Below are 19,966 nucleotides of genomic sequence, written 5' to 3'. Positions count from 1 at the left end.
CATCATGAAAAGTGAAGATAAGCAGTTACTCGTAGAGGCCGCTATTGCCGCATCTAACCATGGTCTGAATAAACAAGCCTATGCCTTGTTGGCCATCTTTCCACAATTAATTCAAGACGAAGAGGACAGGCGGATCTGTACTAGCGTGATCTATTTTGCCCTCAAGGAGCAAGCTAAGGCACTGCGTGAGCTTAAATCATGTCACAGCGAAGCGGCGCAAGGCTTGCGATTCTTATTCTCGGGTGCGGGACCTATCGATGGACGCAGTGAACTGATCTGCCAAATGTTAACCGGAGGCCAAGATGGACATTCAAAGTGTTAGTCAGCTCGCTAAGGCAGCTGCAGAGCAAGCCAGTAAGCCTGATGCGGTAGAAACCGATGCAGGCTTAGTCGATAAATTTTCTCAGTTGATGCAGCTTGGTACGCCGGCCATCAGCCAGGCGGCTAATCTAGTGACTCAAGTGGGCACGAGTGACCCTTTGATGAAGGCGGCGAATATGATGCACCAGACAGGGAAATCTCAGCCCTTAACTGGCGCTACAGACATGGGCGCAGCTCAGGGCATTAACCCCTCACCGGAGGCCATGCTTGCCAGTCAGATGTTGATGGGCAAAGCCATTGTTGAGGTAGATCTGGCGGCGAAAACCGCTGGTGCCTTGTCCCAATCCATTAATAAATTGGTGAATATGCAATGAAATATCTTAAGTGGTCTCTGTTATTGCTAGTGCTTATGCTCAGTGGGTGTCGGGTTGATCTGTTTCGGGATATTCCCCAGGATGAGGCTAATCAGATGGTGGCGCTCTTGATGCTAAATCATATAGATGCCGGTGCAGAAGCCGATCAAAAAACCGGTAATATCACCTTGAGGATAGAGAAAGATCAGTTTATCAACGCGGTGGAGTTGCTTCGGCAGAACGGTTTTCCTAAGCCACACTATTCCAATATTGAGGATCTGTTTCCTTCGGGCCAGTTAGTAACTTCACCGGCTCAAGAGGAGGCCAAAATGGGTTACCTCAAGGAGCAGCAACTCGAGCGAACGCTGTCGAGTATGGATGGGGTGATCAGTGCCCGAGTGTCTATAGCCGAACCTACGCCGGATACTAACAGGCAAGCACCTCAGGAAAAGTCGGCGTCGGTTTACATTAAATATTCGCCTCAGGCTAACTTATCTAATTCGGAAAATCAGATTAAGAGTCTGATCCAAAATTCGGTTCCGGGTTTAAGTTTCGAACATATTAGTGTCTATCTTCAGGCATCGAGTTATCGTTATCAGCCTATTGTTCAGCCAGCGAAACACGCAGGTTTAAGCCAGTTTTCGACCCAGCTAGAGCAGTATAAGTTACCCATAGTGATCAGTTTGTCAGGGATTTTTCTTATGAGCCTGGGCGGCATGTGGTGGATGAGGCGGAAATAACAGAGGCTGGCACAATGAGGAGTAAGCACTATGAGTCATCAGGTATCGACAATGAATGTGCCGCCGGAAACATCGATCACAGATAGGGTGAACGGCGGAATGATGAGCCAAGAGCTTAAGGCATTTAATCGACTCGTTTGGCAGCCGGTATCGAGCATGCACCCGAGTTGGTGGCAGACATTGTCTTTGAAGGGCTGGCAGGAAAAATATCAAGCCAATACAGAGCTGGCTAGGCGCATAGAGACCTTAGTCGTAAGGCGTTATGGATTGGCTGATAGGGTGTTGCCCACTCATTTGGATGTTCAGCAGCAAGCTGTGCTTGGAATGAGATTTAAAATCGAGGCCATAGTGACTGTTTTAGGTCTGTTTTATCTTAATGCTCCCGAGTATTTGTCGTTACGGATTTATCGTGATGTGCTCGCTTATGTGTTAACACCCGCTCAAATTCAACAGGCTTGGACCATCTGGCCTCAAAGGCCAACTCGGGAAATGAGGCTGCAGTCGTCTGCTATCTCCCCGGATAAGTTACTGGAACGAGCTCAAGCAGTCGGGGTGACTCTTATTGCGAAGCAATGGCAAGAGGATCCCCTCTGGTTAGCTTTGGCATTGATGTTGCCTTCTGCTCGTGTAGAGCTTTCAGACTTACAGGTCTATCAGCCAACTGGAGAGGTCGACATACCCAGATGGTTATCCAGATTGGAGCGATTATTATGAATCCATTTTTAATAAAAGTACAAACCTGCGGGCTTTCGAGGAAGGGTTCCAACTGGGTCAGTGACGCTGAGCTTGTTCGTGCCGCCTCGGTCACGACTCTGGAACAAGATGCACGACGCAGAATAGCTCAAATAATAAAAAAGGCCAGAAAACAAAGAGATGACGCACAAGAACGTGCAAAAGAGATACTAGAACAAGCCAGTGAACAGGCTGAGATGTTACGAGCTCAGTGGCAAAAAGAGGCCAAAGAGCAGGCCATAGCTGAAGCCATTGATTGGCATTTTGATGAGGCACAATTGACTCAAGCCGTGATGGATAAACTAAAAGCGAGTATAGCGGGACAGATTAAATCAGTGCTTAAAGCCTGGACTTTAGAGCAAGAGGCATCTCCCTTCTTGATCAAACGACTCTCAGATCAGGTCAGTGAACGGGTGGGACTGGAAGCGGTTTCCCTGCTGGTGGCAGCTGATGACTATGAGGCCATGGCGCAGGCCTTTGAGGGACGCATGAATGTGGAGGTATCTCCTGACTTATTGTCAGGGCAAGCCGAATTAAGCTCCACTTCCCTTACTGCCAGAGTCGATCTGGCTGAACACCTTGATCTCCTACTGGAGACATTTGTAGCCGAGTCCCGAATAAAGAGTGTCGGGACGTGAGTAAATACAGAGGATTGAGTCGATAAAAACAGGTTCTGATGAATGTTAGGAGTGAGATATGGTTAGAGTCGATGGTGCCAGCTCTGTGGATTTCCATCAACCACAGGAGTCCCATGGGATCCGTGCTCAGGTGAGCCCGGCGACGAATGTTATGGCGATGGCGGCGGCAGAGTTAGCCGAAGTTCGCGCCGAAGCGCTAGAGGAGACAATGGAAGGCTTGAGTCTGGGTCTGAGCAGCCACCTGAAAAAAATTAATCAGGGAAAAGAGCCGGAAGATCTAAGATTTGCCGCATTAGCTAACTTGATGCAGCAACTCGGTGATGAGCAATCCACCACAGTGAACAAATTAGTGGAGCAATTTGCCAGTCTGGGAGATGGTGAACGGATTTTATCGCAGCTGAAGCAATCCGGAATGGATAGCGGCAGTGTGATGTTACTCATGATGGCCTTAGTCATGTCGGGGAAACTCGGCGAGGCGGCACTCAAAAAACTTAAGCAAGCCCTGAAAGAGCTGCTGGCTCAAGAGGGGGCCGAAATTGCGTTATTTGCAGCCATGGAGGGCCTACCCCTAGATCATGCTGGTCTGAATGCCCTGACACAGATGTATCAGCAAGCTGCAAGAGGCAATGCAGGCCTGGCTAAGTGGTTTGATATGTTGAGACATCTGCCCGATCGTCGTCGAAAGATCCGTGTGTTATTGCGCGCCTTGTCGGAGCCTCTCAATGACCAGACAGCGGCTAGAAACATGGTCAAACTGGTTGCTGTGGTCGATGATCTGCGCCGTTTACTCATTTTTCTTACCTTAGAGGAACATTGCAATCTGTTGGGGCGAGCGACCCAGCTCGATGGTGATGAGGTGCTGAACATCAGCTTACAGCTTATCGAGCAAGCCTGGGTTTATCCTCAATGGCTCGAAGAGCGGATCCACCACTTACCTCTATTACCCGCCAGACGATTAGGATTTTTACGTAGATGGCGCGAATTATTGACCATAGTGCCGTTGGATTGCTTTAGGGATCCGGAACAGAAAGAGCATGTCGAAGAAGCCATGATGGGCCTGTTGGATAAGTGGTGCGATCAGGAATAGAGCAAAAAAAGCTCAGTTAAGGTGTATACCTGATATTCATTGAAGCCTAGAGGGAGCAAAATTCATACAAGTTTACCATGAACAGAGTGGGAGATAATGATGAATCAAGATGAACTGTTATTGAACCAAGTCGGTCAGTCCTTAGGCCTGCCTCTAACCTTTGACACCAACGAGCAATGCTTGTTGATGTTAGATAACAAATTAATGATTTCAATTCATTACCAGGATGAACTGTGGACCTTTTACTGCATGTTAGCCCAAGTTTCCAACCACGAGACGGCGCAATATTGGCGTTTGTGTCTGCAGCTCAACTTGGTTTTAGCGGAGCAGGGAATGGGGCGCATCAGCTATGACACAGATTCAGGATCCTTGTTGTATCTCATGAGTTTGCCCATGCCAGCAACGTCAGATTCGGTGACTGAGTTTATAGAACGCCTGGTTGATAGCTATGAAAGTGTGCAGGCAAGACTCAGTGAGTGAGCTCTTCGGTTAACATTGTGTAGGGGGAATAGAGTATGGCAATTGAAATGAATGCGTTTAACGAGGCGGCCAAATTAAATGGCCGTCTGGCACTTGCCGATAACTTAGGTGGTGCGCCGACGATTATATCCGCCAGAGAGGGGTTTAAGGAGAAGCTGCTTAGCATGCTTAATCATGTTCCTTTACTAAAAGATACCCGGGCGGTGAAAGAATATGTAAGTGGGCTATCTATCGACAACCGGCAATTGTTGGGTGTTTTTCTCCATGCGTTGGCGAGCCGTTATGGCAATGAAGTGGCGATGAATGTATCGGACAACTTAGACTTATCCGGTCATAGTCCACTGAATGCCAGGACCATTGAACGGGCCACCACAGAGGCGGATGGGCTACACTCTCTGATCAATGCTCGCCAAGCTAATCTGAGTGAGGAGTCGGGTGAATTAAGGGCGCTCGATGGCACAGATGCGTTGGTTCGTCGGCAAGTTAACTCTGGCGCTCGCACACTCTCTCATCTGGGAGAAGTGAGTCGGCCTTCAGTCATTGAACTGGATACAAACTCAGACATTCCCAAGCCTAATGTTTCGGCCTATAAACATGAATTTAGTGAGCCAGTATTAGCTGTATCCAAAGTGAATCAGTCCTTTAAATTTTTACAAACCAAAGAACTTGTAGAGCCACTTAAGCTGCCCAAGGGGCAAACTTGGTTAGCTTCTTGGGTGTACTCGGAAGCTGAGCCGATAAAGACGCTACAGCAAGAGGTGAAGGATTTTAATCGCCTTGTGAGCCGGATTAACCTGTCTGCGAGAGTCGATGAACTCAGCTTAGCTAAAGATATTCTCGCTGATCCAGTAGAGCTGTCTGTGCGTCAAAAAAGACTCGAAACTGACTTGAGTACATTGAATCAAACCTTAGTAGTTTTAAAGCAGTCGGGGTTAAATATGCCCCAGGAGTATCGGGAGCTGGTGGCCCCATTATTGGACTCAATTGACAAACAGAAGCAGGTTTGTGACGGACTGTTGGCAGCGACTAAAGCATTTTCAACAGCCTTATCGGACACGGCGGCGCTGCGTCAAGATATCGCTAAGTTTAATGCTCAGTTACCCATGAAGTTACAGGCTAAATTATCCTCATCTCAACAGCTTAGTTGTTATCAGATGTTCGCTCCTTTCATGGCTGATTCAGCCAAAGTTGGGGGAGAAAGCGACTCCCAGGTACTGGAGCTCTCTGCTGCCATGGGCAATCACCTGACTCTGTTTCTGTCCCAAGGGGGGGCAAAGCAAAGTGAAAGCTTGCCCGATGTAAAAACGTTAGTGCAATGCGTATTACTGATCCAGACACAATCGGCAACCTTATCCGCTTCTCTGACGACTTCTGAACAAGCTCATCAAGAGCTAAGCGATCTAGAGTCGGCGCAACAATTTGTTAGTAAGGTGTTAGTCGAAGCGAAGAGCCTAGATGACGCTAAGATGGGGAGTCTGGCACAAGAGCTTCAACTGGAACAAAAATCCCGAGATATGAATCAAAGTGCCGTTCAGTTCACCCGCTTGCTGCGTGAAGTTCAACTGATGGATCCTCAAATCGCCGAGGCCGAGGACAACACCTATGCTTCCCTGTTGTATTTGGGGGGCCTGGAGGTGTTAGCTAAAGGTAATGCTCTGGTTTTTGATGAGCCAGTGCTGATAGACGATCTGAATCTGGCCGAAGGCATAACAGCCGAAATTATCCAGAGTGCCAATCTCCCCCATGCATCTCAGCTTGCTATAGATGTGTTACAGGCCCAGCACAAGCTAGCGTGGCATAGAGGCATGAGCTCGGTGAGTCACAGCCCGAATAATCAACAAAATATCGATTTAGACCAAGATATTGCTCGTCTAAGATTGGCGTCAGAAATAACCCAAAACAAGGCTGCCTATCTGAGTTTTTTCGCTGAACGTCAACCTATGTGTGAGGCTTATCAAACAGCCTTAGTGAGTTTGATCTCATCACTACCAGAGGGTCAGGTGAGTGAGCAGTTAGTAGTGCAGTTAGCCACTGTTAAGCTGGAGCGGGATGCAAATGGCGCTCTATTCACAGCGATAGAGGCACAGCAAAAGGTGGAAGATACCTTAGTCATTGCTGGCAATCAAAACAAACGGCTATTAGCCATGAGCCAAGATCTCACGGTTTATGTTCAAGAGATGAAAGCTGAGAGGGCCAGGATAAATTTACAGGAGTATTTAGCTTTCCTACCAGATCTGCAATCGAATAATGCACAGGTTCGTGAGTTAACCGAGCAGAAACAGATACTGACTGAACGAGTTTCCACTCGTGAGAGCTATCTTAAGGATCTATACGGATCTGATTGGAAGACAGAATTAACCGATCCACAATTGAGCTCCCCTGAATTACGAGCCTATCTCAATGAGTCTGCTCAGTTAACTCAGGTGCAGAGCAAATTGTCCACATGTGATGAGAAGTATGAGGCCTGCTTACTCCAGCTTAAGCAGAGTGCTTTGCAAGCACAAAAGCAGGGCGGCTATCCGGATCAGGGGGTCTCGACCAGTGCCGAGGCTTGGCAGAGCTGGATTGTGCAAAAATTTGTAGGCTCTTGGTCGGGCCAATATCGCCCCAGCATGGAAGCGCTGATCCTCGAACGCCAATTGGCGAAGAATAACATGAGTAATATGGGGGAAGCCTATCTTGCATTAGCCAAAACGGTAAAAGGGTCTAGTCACTCGCTTAATCCTATGTCGGCCGTGGCATCTTTGGCTTCGCCTAAGGGAATGGCATCGGCCTTTGGCGATTTGCATAACTGGTCTATGTCACATCCCATTGAAGCCAGGGAATTGGCGGGAAACCTGACCCATGCTTATCACATTATCACGGCTAATCCCGGCACTTTCGGCCAGGAGCTAGTCAATACAGTGAAAACGGTATGGCAAACGGGAACAGTTAAAAGTCAGGTCCATGATATTTTAAATGGAACGCGTGAGGAGCTGCCTGATAAGGCTAATTTCTCCATGACTCCTGAGATGATAGCCCTATTACATATGGCTCAAATGGCACCTTATGTTGCTGGAGGAGCCAAAGGTGCGGCAAATGCCGGTATAGGCGGACCCGTATTAACCCGTGTATTTAGCATGATGCTCCCGGGTGCGGGCATCGCGGCGCCGGTTGTCGGCTTAGTGGGAGGCTTACTACAGACCTGGTCTGAGGGGCAATTAGCCAAGCAGATGAGTGGTTATCGCAGCACCGAAGTCATGGTTAACGCGCTGATAAAAGGGATGCAGGCCGATGGTGGGCTCGCTGCGCGGGGTAAAGCTGTGGCCGGTTATATGGTTCAGCGTCAGGCTTTGCTGGAGGTTGGCACATTAGCCCGTGATAGTTTTGAAGTGGGTAAACTGGGGGCCATGAAACGCTTCATCTCCGATGGACTCAATTGGTGGAAACATGCGACCCCGGGGGCGAAAGTCTTCGCTGTGGTCACTACCCTTGTGGCAACTGTGGGCCTATCTGCGGCGGCCGTAGCGGCGACGCTGTTGACCCTAGGTACTGGTGGGCTGGGCATAGTGGCCGCTGTGGGCCTGGGGACTTGCGGTGCTGCCCTAGGAGGGCTCTTAGCCAGAGGTTTTCGCTCAAGCCTATTGGACAGCAACTTCCTCGGGATGGGAGATACGGCGCGCCAAGTGGAGAGAGATATGACGAGTCAGAGGATAGAGCTGGCCTTGGCACGTCTGGGGAGAAATGCTCTAACGGACGATGCCGGCAGCAGCAAGACACTAGGCGACTTGCTGTCTCTAGAGTCATCAGAGCAACAAGCCCTCTTGCGTGAGCGCATAACCGACCAGCTTGTCGCGCTTGAACCTGCGGAGCAAGCCGAAATGTTCTCTCATCTGATGACAAATCATGCCCGGATAAAAGGGGCTGATTTGGACAATATACACACTCACCAGCGTGAAAATGTGATTGAAGCAGCGCAAACACACTTGCAAGGCTTGGGCGTATCTAAGGAGGAGTTGTTGTTGTGTATGGCTGAGGTCGATAATGCCTTAGGGTCTTAATATGGTGCAATTGAAGAAGGGGATTCAGGTGTTTACCTGATCCCATTTTTGGCTTTACTGGGCGATGATGATCCTGAGAGTTAATCGAGGGAGTCTGGTATGGATCTACAAGTTACGCGTAATCTTGAGCAATTTTTCAGGCTGCTGAATCGTTGGCCGGTTCATCTCGAAGATCGTATCGAATGTCATTGGACTCCCTATGGCATCTTGCTGGAATCCGTGGATGATCGCTTATTAATGACCTCTTGGCTGTTGGAAGCTAAGGTGACACAGCTGCAACCTTGGCTCTCACGTTGGCATCCTGAGGCCTTTATGGGATTACCCCAAAGGGTGTTTATGGTTAAAAGTCGTTTGATGATCAGCTGTCTGTGTCCATCGTTTAGTCAGGCACATGATTGGTATCACCTTTGTCAGATGCAGCAAAAATTCCTGAGTAAAGTCATCACAGGAGGTCAATTATGAACCTCATCGGTCGCTGGTTAAGTAAAGCCGCAGGCAGACACGATATCATTCTCAGTGCCATGTTGATGGTGGCTGTATTTATGATGATCTTGCCACTTCCCACCGCCTTAATCGATGTACTCATCGCCTTTAATTTATGCTTATCGATCGTGTTATTGATGATCGCCATCTATATCCGTGATCCCTTAGAGTTCTCTGTTTTCCCTTCATTATTGTTAATCACGACCTTGTATCGTTTGGCACTGACCATCAGCACCAGTAGGTTGATCTTATTGCAACATGACGCAGGAGATATCGTTTACACCTTCGGTAATTTTGTGGTTGGGGGGAACCTAGCGGTAGGGATAATCATATTTGCCATCATCACCATAGTGCAATTTATCGTGATCACCAAAGGCTCAGAACGGGTCGCCGAAGTGAGTGCCCGTTTCTCTCTCGATGCCATGCCGGGTAAACAGATGAGCATAGATGGCGACATGCGCGCCGGGATTATCGACGCTAAAGAAGCTAAACGTCAACGTGCACAGGTGCAAAAAGAGAGTCAGCTCTATGGTGCCATGGACGGGGCGATGAAGTTTGTTAAGGGAGATGCCATTGCCAGCATCATAGTCATCCTCACTAATATCTTAGGGGGGATAGCCGTGGGGGTGATGCAGCATAATATGTCGGCCTCGGAAGCCGTGAATACCTATGCGGTGTTATCGGTAGGTGATGGCCTGATTGCGCAAATACCTTCGCTGCTTATCTCTATTACTGCAGGGCTTATTGTCACTCGAGTGCCGGGTGAACAACGTCAAAATTTGGCTAACGAATTGGTCGCGCAGGTGGGACGCCAGCCTTCATCTTTGCAGATGGCCGGGGTGGTGATGTTTATCTTTGCGTTTATTCCCGGTTTTCCAATGCTGGTGTTTGGCCTGTTAGGCGCGGTCACCTTAGCTGCCTCCTGGTGGTTAGTTCGCAAGCAAAAGCAAGAAGGTGAGCAGGCTGAACATGCGCATTTCTCTGATAGTGCCAGTGTCAATGAGGGGGGGGATGACAATATGGCGCCGGGAGCCGTGCCCTTAATGCTCTATCTGGGGGCGGATGTACCCAGTCAAGGAGTGAAAGATGCATTGCAACGTCTGCGTTGGCAGCTGTTCGAACAGCTGGGGGTGCCTCTTCCTGAGATACAGCTGCAAATCGCGAAGAAGGGTCACTCAGCGCAGTGTGACGTACTCCTGTATCAGGAGCCGGTATTGCAGCTACAGCTCGACTTGGAAGAATCTCTCTTGGTCGAGCCCATAGTGACCTTGCCCAGTAGATCCGAGACTCTCCCTTTTAGTGGTGAAGAACTTCATTGGATTAAAGGCAATGTACTCGAGCAGGCCCGCGATCAAGGCTTATCTGTCTATGGCGCCGAACAGATCCCAGCTTACATAGTCGGTAAGGTGATCGGCAGATATGCAGGTGAGTTTATTGGGGTACAGGAGACCCGTTATCTGATGGATGCCATGGAAGGCAGATATGGCGAGTTGGTTAAAGAGCTACAACGCATGCTGTCGGTGGGCAAGGTGGCTGAGATCCTTCAGCGTCTGGTGGAGGAGGGGATCTCCATTCGCGATCTGCGTACCATCTTCGAAACCTTAGTGGAATGGGTGTCGAAAGAGAAAGACATCATCATGCTGACAGAATATGTGCGTATCGCATTGCGTCGCCATATTCGTCGTAAGTTTGCCACACCGCAGGGCTGGATCTCGGTGTTGATGGTGGGAGAAGGGATCGAAAATTTGATCCGTGAGTCGATACGCCAATCCACAGCGGGATCATATTCGGCATTGGATATGGAGCAAAGTAATTTGATTCTAACTACCTTAAAGGCCCAGCTGCCTCCTCAGCAAGCTTGCGTGTTACTCACTTCGCTTGATGTACGCCGCTACCTGCGAAAAATTATAGAGCGTGAATTGTTTACCACTCCCGTGTTGTCATTTCAGGAGCTGGGTGATGACGCCGAGATTAAGGTGCTAGCCCATGTCGATCTGGTGGGTGAAGCGTTAGACGAGGCTATGGCTAGTTAGCATAAAGACAAGATATGAGTTCATTTTTGGACATTAAGCACATATAGCCTCGGTGGGTGAAGCGCTAGACGTGGATATAGCCAGTTAGCATAAAGACAAAGTATGAGTTCATTTTTAGACATTAAGAACATATAGCCTCGGTGGGTGAAGCGCTAGACGTGGATATAGCCAGTTAGCATAAAGACAAAGTATGAGTTCATTTTTAGACATTAAGCACATATAGCCTCGGTGGGTGAAGCGCTAGACGTGGATATAGCCAGTTAGCATAAAGACAAGATATGAGTTCATTTTTGGACATTAAGCACATATAGCCTCGGTGGGTGAAGTATTACACGAGGCCATGGCCAGCTAGGAGGAATACACGATGAATCTACCCGATATCCAAGCCATGAGTTCGTTTTTAGAAACCAGCTTGTTCTCGCACGTGGAGTCGAGGCCCGTTGCCCCGGTGCGTTATTTCGGCAAGGTACAGGAGGTGGGGGCCACGGTTGTACGTGCCACTCTGCCCGGTGCTCACCAGGGAGAGTTGTGTCTTATCGGCGATGAGCTCAAAGCCGAAGTGGTGGCGGTAAAAGGCGATGAGGTGGTGCTTTCACCTTTCGATGTCACTAGCTGGTTGCAAACGGGAGCGTTAGTCGAGCCACTCGGTCACGGTCATCAAGTGTTTCTGGGCCAGAGCTTGCTGGGACGAGTGGTGGATGGCTTCGGCGCTGTGATGGATGGGTATCCATTGAGTTTAACTGAGATTCGGCCTAACTATGCCAGCGCCCCGGATCCTCTGAGCCGCAATTTGATCCATGACGTCATGCCCCTGGGGATCCGGGCTATCGATAGTATTCTCACTTGTGGTGTCGGTCAGAGGATCGGCATTTTTGCCGCAGCGGGTGGTGGTAAGAGCACCTTGCTCGGCATGATAGCGTCCCACTGCCAAGCCGATGTGATTGTGTTAGCGCTTGTGGGAGAGCGAGGACGTGAAGTGCGGGAGTTTATTGAATATAACTTATCCCCGGAAGCGAGGGCGCGAACTGTGATGGTGGTTGCCACCTCCGACAGGCCACCACTGGAGCGGATGAAGGCGACATTAACGGCGACAACCATAGCCGAATACTTTCGTGATCAAGGTAAGAATGTGCTCTTAATGGTGGATTCATTGACACGTTTTGCCCGCAGTGCTCGAGAGATCAGTTTAGCGGCTGGGGAAGCCGCGGTGTCGAATGGCTTTCCACCGAGTGTTTTTGTCAATCTGTCGGCGTTAGTTGAGCGGGCAGGACCTGCGGCAAAAGGCAGCATTACCGGAATATACACCGTATTGGTGGAGGGAGACAATATGAATGAACCCATTGCCGATGAAGTGCGCTCCTTGCTCGATGGCCATATCGTGCTATCGCGTAAATTGGCAGGAGCAGGACATTATCCCGCCATAGATATCAATGCAAGCGTCAGCCGTGTCATGGATCAGATAGTGACACAAGAGCAAACAGAGCATGCCGCCAGAGTGAGGCAACTCTTGTCATTGTATGACGAAGTTCAATTATTGATCAGAGTTGGTGAGTATGTTGAGGGCCAAGATGAAGAAACCGATGAGGCGGTGAAACGCCATAGAGACATCACTCGGTTTTTACGTCAATCCGTGAACGAATTTAGCCCCTATGAGCAGACTCAAATGGGACTCTCAGCCCTGTTAGAATCTTGAGTAAGGGGAAAAATGATGGCATCGAGTCTAGTCACTAGTGACATTGAGATGCTGAAGCGCCTACTGGTGATCCGGCAGGTTAAGCAAGATAAGCTGCGGCGGCAATTGGCACAATGTCGGCAAGTCAGCAAGCAGCAGGTCCATAAATCCTTACAGATGCAAGCCGAGCGGCATGAGTTAGTGGTTAAACTAGAGCAGCAAGTCCTGCCGCTACAAGCCCTGAGCCCTGGTGAGTTAGTGCAGTTTAAACTCATGTTGGCAAAAGGCTATCAGCAAGAACGAGCACTGGCTGAGGGGCTCGTTACGCTTAAGCACGAGGCCGATGAGTTGGCCTTAACCATGGAAACCTTGATCAAAGACATTCAACAGTTAAGCAAAGATCAGGAAAAGCTAAAGGCGGTGTTCGATGAATAATCAAATAGACATCAATAGAGTGCGAAGGATGAGCGTAACCAGTGTCGAAGCGCGTCACGAGTCCGATCCGGATATTCGTCGTCGTTTCGAATCCTGCTTGACTGGGGGCAGTAAAGGCAAAGAGAAAAATGCCTCTGGGTCGATTTCAGAGCTGACTAAGTCTCTGTTGAGCCACAATGGCGGCATCTATCGTCATGGTAGCGCCGAAGTCGTGCGCCAAGGAGAGATGCTGAGTTATAGACTGCTTAACGGGCCTATGATGGGACTGGTTATTCAAGCCAGTTATCACAGCTTGGGGATCCGATTACAGATATACCCCAAGAATCAACGTCAGTCTCGGGTGTTGACCGCTGTGTTACCTAAGCTCTCTCTGGCCCTTAAGGGGAGGCGATTTGAGATCGGTTTAGAACTGATGCCAGTCAAGAAGTGAAGCTAGATGACTAGATAGATAAATTAATGAGTGAGTGGGGGTGATATTAATGAACACTTTGATTAAAGCCGGACAAATACTGGGTCGAGGGCTAGAGCAAGCGGCTTGTCGAATCGAACTCAAGCGGGTTGGAGGAGACGGGATGTTTTGGCAGCGGCAAGGCGGTCCCCTGAATACGGGGCTTTGGTGTCCTAAACAGGACTGGAAAAAGCTTGTCCTTGCCATGACGGATATTCCGGATCCTGTTAATTTGTCGAGTGAGCTCTTGCCCTGCGTGAGTGCCGCCATGTTGGAAGGGGAGGCGTCGTGGTTGCTGGATGCTGTGGAGCCGATGCCGAGTGCGTGTGGACTTTTACCTGAAATCTATCCGGTACTCACCTTGACTCATGCCGAGGTGGGAGATATCACCTGCGTACTGATCAATTGGCCTCAGGATCAGTGGCAGAGCATAGTGACCGACTGGTCTCCATTTGCTGGGTCGTCTGCGAACTTGAGCTTAAGTTTAGTCGCGGGATTTGCGTTACAAACATCGTCTAGCCCCCAACTGCCAGCGGTGGGGGGAGGTGTTTGGTTAGATGGGGATATTCGTCTCGAACGTGGTGAGGCCTTGCTCTGGTGCAATGGTCCGTTAGCAAGAGTGACGTTAGCTCAGGGAGAGCAAGGAGGCAAGTTCAGCCTGATGATAGATGAAATTATGGTGGATATGGATCTCCTTCATACGCCTGTGATTGCCGAAATAGCCAGAGTGACTCTGCCTATTTCACATCTAGGTGCCATGATGATGGGGGATAAGTTACAGGCTGAGGTGAGCCTTAACGCTGAAGTGAGACTCTGCTATCAAGACGAGGAGGAGAATATCTTGTTGGGAACAGCCAGTTTACTGCGAAGCGGAGATGATCTCTTGGCTCAAGTTGAGATTCTAGCTTAGTTACTTATTAGGTTTCAGGTCTTCACCTGATATCGAAGTGTGCCGAATCGCGCCATGATGGAACTCTAGTCATAAAGGAGGTTTCCATGGCCTTACTCGATAACCCTATTCAATTGATCATCATGTTATTTTGCCTGTCACTCTTGCCTTTGTTTGCGGTGATGGGCAGCTCATTTCTTAAATTAGCCATCGTATTTTCCATGTTACGAAATGCCCTGGGTATTCAGCAGATCCCACCAAATATGGCAATATACGGTCTGGCTCTCATCTTAACCCTGTTCACCATGGCGCCGGTGGGGATGCAGATCAACGATAATTTAAAGGCGACTCCCATTGTGTTTGATTCGCCCAATGTTCTCGAACAGATAAATACTCAAGCCATCGCACCCTATCGTGACTTCTTACAGAGGAACACCAGTAAAACTCAATTGGAGTTTTTCGCTAATATCGGCCATAAGACCTGGCCTGACAAATACCAGGATGAATTGTCGAAAGATTCACTTTTCGTGATGGTTCCGGCATTCACCATGAGTCAACTTATCGAGGCGTTTAAGATTGGTCTGCTGATCTACCTGCCGTTCGTGGCGATTGATCTCATTGTGTCCAATATCTTACTGGCTATGGGCATGATGATGGTATCACCCATGACCATAGCGCTACCTTTTAAATTGTTGATATTTATCTTGATGGGGGGTTGGGAAAAGCTGATTGGCCAACTTATGGTGTCCTTCTCATGAGTGAAACTATCATAATACATTTCACCTCCGAGCTATTATGGATGGTGCTCTTGTTATCACTGCCTGTGGTGATTGTCGCCTCTGTGGTCGGGGTCATCGTGAGTCTGGTTCAGGCACTGACTCAGATCCAGGATCAAACTTTACAGTTTTTGATCAAGCTGGTCGCGGTCTGCATTACCTTGGTAGTGAGTTACCACTGGATGGGCGGCTCTTTACTTAACTATGCCAACATGACCTTCGATCAAATAAGTCATATGGGGGGCTGATTATGTTGAATCCACTGCCCATTGAAATCACTGCGCAACTGCCGGTATTGGCCCTGTGTATGATGCGTCCATTAGGAATGATGTTATTGCTGCCTCTTTTTAAAGGTGGGGCAATGGGCAGTGCGCTTATCCGTAATAGTTTGATCTTGTTGTTTGCGCTGCCCACTGTGCCGGCAATGGATGATATGCAACAGGTGATCTTACAGGCTGATACCTGGAGTTTGTTTAGCTTATATGGCAAGGAGGTGGTTGTGGGCTTCTTGTTAGGTTTTTGCGCTGCGATCCCTTTTTGGGCCATAGATATGGCGGGGTTTGTGATCGATACCATGCGCGGCGCCTCAATGTCGACGGTACTCAATCCCTTGATGGGTCTGCAATCTTCAATCTATGGTATGTTGTTTACCCAAGTATTAACTGTGCTGTTTCTTGTCTCCGGTGGTTTTAACCATCTCTTGAGCGCCATGTATCAGTCCTATAATCAACTCCCACCAGGATTCGATCTGAGTTTAACTCAGCCCTTACTGGTTTTTATTGGTCATGAATGGCAACTGATGTGCCAGTTATGCCTGAGCTTTGCAATGCCCGCCATGGTGATCATGATCTTGGTCGATGTGGCTTTGGGGTTAGTGAACCGCTCGGCCCAGCAACTCAACGTCTTCTTCCTCTCTATGCCGATCAAGAGTGCCTTAGTGCTATTACTGCTCATCTATAGTTTGCAATTTGCATTGGCTCATTATCTTGAACGTATTACCGGCGTCGAGCAACAGACAGGCATACTGTTTGGCCTCTTGTCTGGTCACTAGTTTAATGGGTGATATATGAGTGAAAAAACGGAAAAGCCCACAGAGAAGCGTCTGCGGGAAGCGAGAAATCGTGGTCAGGTGATCAAGAGTGCTGAAGTTGTCACAGGCCTGCAGATGGCCATTATTTTGGGTTACTTCCTGTTTGAAGGCCAGGGTTTAATGCAGTCATTTATCTACTTAATTAATACCACTATCAATAGCATTAACTTGCCATTGGAGACTGCTGCGGAGCAGATTGTCGGCACGTTCGTCATGATAGCCTTGCGCTTTTTAGGTGGGCTGACCTTAGTGCTGCTGTTTACCATCATCCTAGGCAATGTGGTTCAAACCGGGCCAGTATGGGCATCGGAAGCCTTGAAGCCCAGCATGAATAAGTTAAATGTGATCAATAATGCTAAGCAGCTGATCTCATGGAAAAGTGTGTTTGAGCTTGGTAAAAATCTGGTTAAGGTAATAGTGCTCAGTCTGGTGTTCTATTACCTGCTGCATCGTTATGTCAACTCCTTTCAATATCTTCCCTTGTGTGGAGAGGCGTGTGGCCTTGGCGTAATTTCGACGTTAATCACTTGGCTCTGGGGCTGCTTCTTAGGCTGTTATGTTATTTTTGGTATCGCTGATTATGCCTTTCAACGTTATAGCTTGATGAAAGAGCTGAAAATGTCGAAAGAGGACACAAAACAAGAATATAAGGACTCAGAGGGTAATCCTGAGGTTAAACAGAAACGACGTGAAACCCAAAGGGAAGTGGCATCGGGCAGTTTAGCAGCTAATGTGCAGAAGGCCACTGTGGTGGTACGTAACCCGACTCACCTGGCTATCTGTCTCTATTATCAATCTGGTGAAACGCCTTTGCCAACTGTGCTGGAAAAAGCCAAAGGCCATATGGCGTTGCATATCGTGGCATTGGCGGAAAAAGCTGGTGTGCCTATTGTCGAGAACATCCCTCTGGCCCGGGCCATCTATGGTCAAGTTGAAGCGGGAGAGCCTATTCCAGAGAGCCTGTTTGAACCCGTCGCGGAACTGCTACGGGTAGTGATGGCTATACCCTATGATGATTGTGACTAAGTAATGTTGCTCAGTCGCTTTATGGGGGAGGGGAGAAAAAATGGCTGATGTAAACTACATTTATTGATGTCGATGCGCTTTATCATTGAGCTCCAACAACTGAAGGAGGCGGTGCCATGAAATTTATTCACATGCTGGTGGCATTGACTTTGTATTTTTTTATTCCGCTACATGCATCTGCTGAAGATATTGAGGTCACCCTCTATGCCGATGCCAACTACCCACCTTACTCCTATGTGGAGGATGGAGAGTTGAAGGGGATTTATGCCAACATCATCAAGCTTGCCGTGTCCCGGATGAAAGGTTACAAGGTGACTCTGGTCGGCGTGCCATGGAAGCGTGGGTTACGCTTGATAGAAAGCGGTAAAGGTTTCGCCATCTATCCGCCATACTTTCATGTGGAGAAGAGACCCTATATCTGGCCTTATTCGCTACCTATATTGGATGAGAGAGTCATGGTCATATGCCGGGAGGACCTCTTTTTCAGGGCGCTGAGGTTGAACTGGGTCGAAGATTATTATGGGTTAGTGATAGGCATTAATTCGGGGTTCCATTTAGGTGGGGAAGCATTTTGGCAAGCAGTTAAGGATGGGAAAATCACCGTGAGCGAGGCGAAAGGGAATAGAGAGAATCTGCTTCAGCTTGGTTTGAAGCGGATAGATTGTTACCTCAACGATCGCATCTCTATTTTGTGGGGGCTCAAAAAACTTAAGCAGAGCGGCGAATATGACGAGGGAGGCAAACATACGATGTTGATGGAGGGAGCAACAGTCAGCATAGAGCAAGGCTTCTTAGGCTTTACCGATATGGATGAAGGTCGGTTTGCATTTAAAGAGGATTTCAAGAAGCAGTTCGACATCATCATCTACGACATGCGAAGAAGCGGTGAGATGCAAAAGATAATCAATGATTTCCTCCGTTAGGCCTCATCTGTTCCTATCAAATACTTTCAATACTACTGCAATTGTCATCGACAGAGTGGACATTCTTGAACCTTGTACCTTAAGCCTGCGCTGCATTTTGGGTATAAATGCAGCGCAGGCTTACTTACTTGTCAGTTAATGTTTTTCAAACGGGATGAATTTGGTAGAATAAACGGTAATTAAAGGAGAGTTATCAATGTCAGTTTATGTAGTGGGCCATAAGATCCCAGATTCAGATTCAATTTGCGGTGCAATTGCACTCGCTAACCTGAAAAATGCAATCGATGAGCCAGCCATTGCTGCTCGTTTAGGTGACCTATCACCTGAAACCGCATTCATCTTAGAAAAGTTTGGTTTCGAGGCCCCTGAATTCAAGACGAGCTATGCCGGTGAAGAGGTATTTATCGTCGATCATTCTGAGCTGACTCAGGCCCCGGATGATATCGCCGAAGCGACGATTGTCGGTATTGTCGATCACCATAAGTTGGGTGACTTGACCACATCGACCCCGCTCGAGTGTTGGATCCGCCCCGTAGGCTGTAGCAACACCATCATCAAGATGATGTATGACTTCCATGGTGTACCTATTCCAAAAGACATCGCTGGTATCATGATGTGTGCGATTCTCAGCGACACGGTCATCTTCAAGTCTCCTACCTGTACCACGGCCGATATCAGATGTGTCGAAGCCTTGGCTGAAATCGCCGGTATCGAAGACTTCAAAGAGCTGGGCATGGAGATGTTCAAGGTGAAATCAGCCGTCCAAGGCACACCGGTACGTGACCTTGTTATGCGTGATTTTAAAGATTTCAATATGAATGGTCATATGGTGGGTATCGGTCAACTCGAGGTCATCGACCTGTCTGTGTTTGACGACATTAAGGCCGAATTGGAAACCGATATCGCCGCTCTTAAAGCCGAAGGCGGACGTCACAGCATGTTGTTGCTATTGACCGATATCATGAAAGAAGGCTCTGAGCTGTTGATCGTCAGTGATGATGCGACTCTGACTGAACGTGCCTACGGTAAGACTACCGAGAACGGCCGCGTCTGGCTCGATGGTGTATTGAGCCGTAAGAAGCAGATTGTGCCTCAGTTACAGGAAGCACTGGCTTAAACTGATCTTTATAGACAGTTAACCGTCGTTAAGTAAACAGAATTAAAAGGCCGAAACAGCAATGTTTCGGCCTTTTATTTTTCTGTAAGAATGCCAGGTTTTAAGTAATCATCTCTAAGCCGTTATCCTAGGGTTGAGGCACAAGATGCCCGGGATCCAGCTCTGTTTAAGATACATGGATCCCGTACAAGTTCGTTGCTAACTTTACGGAATGACACGTTTAAGGGGTTTGAAGTCCAGTGGTACGGAAACGTATGCTAAGGAATTTTAATCATCGTCGTTTAGTTGATTAATTGGTCTAAGATGGCCTTTCGTTGCTTGTTTTGCCAGCGTAAAAATAGTGACCTAGTACATTTATATGTCCGTACCCTAATGGTGATAACCTCGCTTCATCTTCTTCTTTTATTTCAATGGTTACCTCCAAATGCTCCAACGCCAGTTGCATGTAAATGGTATTCCATAAAACTACAGCATTGGTAACCAAACCTAGTGCACCAAGTTGATCTTCCTGTCCTTCTCGATACCGTTTACGGATCTCTCCTCGTTGTCCATGGCAAATTACACGAGCTACAGAGTGTCGTCCTTATCCACGATTAAGTTGGGTTAAAATCCTTCGCCGGTAGTCTTCTTCATCATCAATGTAGTTCAGTAAGTAAATGGTTTTGTTTATTCGTCCAGCTACT

20 protein-coding genes and 1 pseudogene are annotated in these 19,966 nt (G+C 48.3%); 20 read left to right on the top strand and 1 reads right to left on the bottom strand.

The genetic code is table 11. The features are described from left to right. Window positions 1-4 precede the first annotated feature (4 nt). The 20 genes from FS373_RS15595 (at window position 5) to FS373_RS15500 (ending at window position 19,283) form a co-directional block, all read left to right on the top strand. A complete protein-coding gene (locus FS373_RS15595) occupies window positions 5-322 on the top strand; it encodes an EscG/YscG/SsaH family type III secretion system needle protein co-chaperone (protein WP_152829817.1) in 318 nt (105 codons plus the stop codon). Further along, window positions 303-695 carry a type III secretion system inner rod subunit SctI gene (gene sctI / locus FS373_RS15590; RefSeq protein WP_152829816.1) on the top strand — a complete coding sequence of 131 codons (393 nt, stop codon included), beginning with the start codon at window positions 303-305 and terminating at the stop codon, window positions 693-695. Before FS373_RS15595 ends, sctI begins: the two co-directional genes overlap by 20 nt. Then, the gene (gene sctJ / locus FS373_RS15585) at window positions 692-1,414 is read left to right on the top strand and encodes a type III secretion system inner membrane ring lipoprotein SctJ (protein ID WP_152829815.1); all 723 of its coding nucleotides are present in this window, start codon (window positions 692-694) and stop codon (window positions 1,412-1,414) included. Before sctI ends, sctJ begins: the two co-directional genes overlap by 4 nt. 30 nt (window positions 1,415-1,444) lie before the next feature. Beyond that, window positions 1,445-2,128, top strand: coding sequence for a type III secretion system domain-containing protein (locus FS373_RS15580; protein ID WP_152829814.1), 684 nt, complete (start codon window positions 1,445-1,447; stop codon window positions 2,126-2,128). Continuing rightward, window positions 2,125-2,784 carry a type III secretion protein gene (locus FS373_RS15575; protein ID WP_152829813.1) on the top strand — a complete coding sequence of 220 codons (660 nt, stop codon included), beginning with the start codon at window positions 2,125-2,127 and terminating at the stop codon, window positions 2,782-2,784. The genes FS373_RS15580 and FS373_RS15575 overlap by 4 nt, the downstream gene beginning before the upstream one ends. Before the next feature lie 58 nt (window positions 2,785-2,842). Next, entirely contained in the window at window positions 2,843-3,871 is a 1,029-nt protein-coding gene (locus FS373_RS15570; protein WP_152829812.1) for a TyeA family type III secretion system gatekeeper subunit, read from the top strand. A gap of 96 nt (window positions 3,872-3,967) precedes the next feature. Continuing rightward, window positions 3,968-4,351 (top strand): chaperone SicP, encoded by a 384-nt coding sequence (sicP, locus tag FS373_RS15565; protein WP_227992822.1) that lies wholly within the window; start codon window positions 3,968-3,970, stop codon window positions 4,349-4,351. A 35-nt stretch (window positions 4,352-4,386) separates the two neighbouring features. After that, window positions 4,387-8,391, top strand: a complete 4,005-nt coding sequence (locus FS373_RS15560) for a type III secretion system effector BopA family protein (RefSeq protein WP_152829811.1) — start codon at window positions 4,387-4,389, stop codon at window positions 8,389-8,391. 99 nt (window positions 8,392-8,490) lie between these two features. Then, a complete protein-coding gene (locus tag FS373_RS15555; protein ID WP_144046594.1) occupies window positions 8,491-8,853 on the top strand; it encodes a type III secretion apparatus in 363 nt (120 codons plus the stop codon). Continuing rightward, complete coding sequence (locus FS373_RS15550; RefSeq protein WP_152829810.1) at window positions 8,850-10,907, top strand: EscV/YscV/HrcV family type III secretion system export apparatus protein; 2,058 nt, start codon at window positions 8,850-8,852, stop codon at window positions 10,905-10,907. Before FS373_RS15555 ends, FS373_RS15550 begins: the two co-directional genes overlap by 4 nt. A 364-nt stretch (window positions 10,908-11,271) precedes the next feature. Continuing rightward, window positions 11,272-12,600 carry an EscN/YscN/HrcN family type III secretion system ATPase gene (locus tag FS373_RS15545; RefSeq protein WP_152829809.1) on the top strand — a complete coding sequence of 443 codons (1,329 nt, stop codon included), beginning with the start codon at window positions 11,272-11,274 and terminating at the stop codon, window positions 12,598-12,600. A 12-nt stretch (window positions 12,601-12,612) separates the two neighbouring features. Further along, complete coding sequence (locus FS373_RS15540; RefSeq protein WP_144046592.1) at window positions 12,613-13,014, top strand: hypothetical protein; 402 nt, start codon at window positions 12,613-12,615, stop codon at window positions 13,012-13,014. Then, a complete protein-coding gene (locus tag FS373_RS15535; RefSeq protein ID WP_144046591.1) occupies window positions 13,007-13,444 on the top strand; it encodes a hypothetical protein in 438 nt (145 codons plus the stop codon). The genes FS373_RS15540 and FS373_RS15535 overlap by 8 nt, the downstream gene beginning before the upstream one ends. A 49-nt stretch (window positions 13,445-13,493) precedes the next feature. Further along, window positions 13,494-14,372, top strand: coding sequence for a hypothetical protein (locus tag FS373_RS15530; protein ID WP_152829808.1), 879 nt, complete (start codon window positions 13,494-13,496; stop codon window positions 14,370-14,372). Window positions 14,373-14,458: 86 nt separating this feature from the next. Beyond that, window positions 14,459-15,109 (top strand): type III secretion system export apparatus subunit SctR, encoded by a 651-nt coding sequence (gene sctR / locus FS373_RS15525; RefSeq protein WP_152829807.1) that lies wholly within the window; start codon window positions 14,459-14,461, stop codon window positions 15,107-15,109. Further along, the gene (locus FS373_RS15520) at window positions 15,106-15,375 is read left to right on the top strand and encodes an EscS/YscS/HrcS family type III secretion system export apparatus protein (protein ID WP_144046589.1); all 270 of its coding nucleotides are present in this window, start codon (window positions 15,106-15,108) and stop codon (window positions 15,373-15,375) included. Before sctR ends, FS373_RS15520 begins: the two co-directional genes overlap by 4 nt. 2 nt (window positions 15,376-15,377) lie before the next feature. Further along, window positions 15,378-16,178, top strand: a complete 801-nt coding sequence (sctT, locus tag FS373_RS15515; protein WP_144046588.1) for a type III secretion system export apparatus subunit SctT — start codon at window positions 15,378-15,380, stop codon at window positions 16,176-16,178. Between the two features lie 15 nt (window positions 16,179-16,193). Further along, the gene (locus FS373_RS15510) at window positions 16,194-17,243 is read left to right on the top strand and encodes an EscU/YscU/HrcU family type III secretion system export apparatus switch protein (RefSeq protein ID WP_152829806.1); all 1,050 of its coding nucleotides are present in this window, start codon (window positions 16,194-16,196) and stop codon (window positions 17,241-17,243) included. A 116-nt stretch (window positions 17,244-17,359) separates the two neighbouring features. Continuing rightward, a complete protein-coding gene (locus FS373_RS15505; protein WP_227992820.1) occupies window positions 17,360-18,166 on the top strand; it encodes a substrate-binding periplasmic protein in 807 nt (268 codons plus the stop codon). Between the two features lie 196 nt (window positions 18,167-18,362). Then, on the top strand, window positions 18,363-19,283 hold the full coding sequence (locus FS373_RS15500) for a manganese-dependent inorganic pyrophosphatase (protein WP_144046586.1): 921 nt from the start codon (window positions 18,363-18,365) through the stop codon (window positions 19,281-19,283). 267 nt (window positions 19,284-19,550) lie between these two features. On the opposite strand, the pseudogene FS373_RS15495 reads toward FS373_RS15500, so the two are convergent. Beyond that, window positions 19,551-19,959, bottom strand: a pseudogene (locus FS373_RS15495) (Tn3 family transposase); the annotation flags it as partial. Window positions 19,960-19,966: the final 7 nt, after the last annotated feature.

The sequence above is a fragment of the Shewanella sp. YLB-07 genome (assembly GCF_009377275.1).
This window is presented reverse-complemented; position numbering and strand designations above follow the sequence as displayed.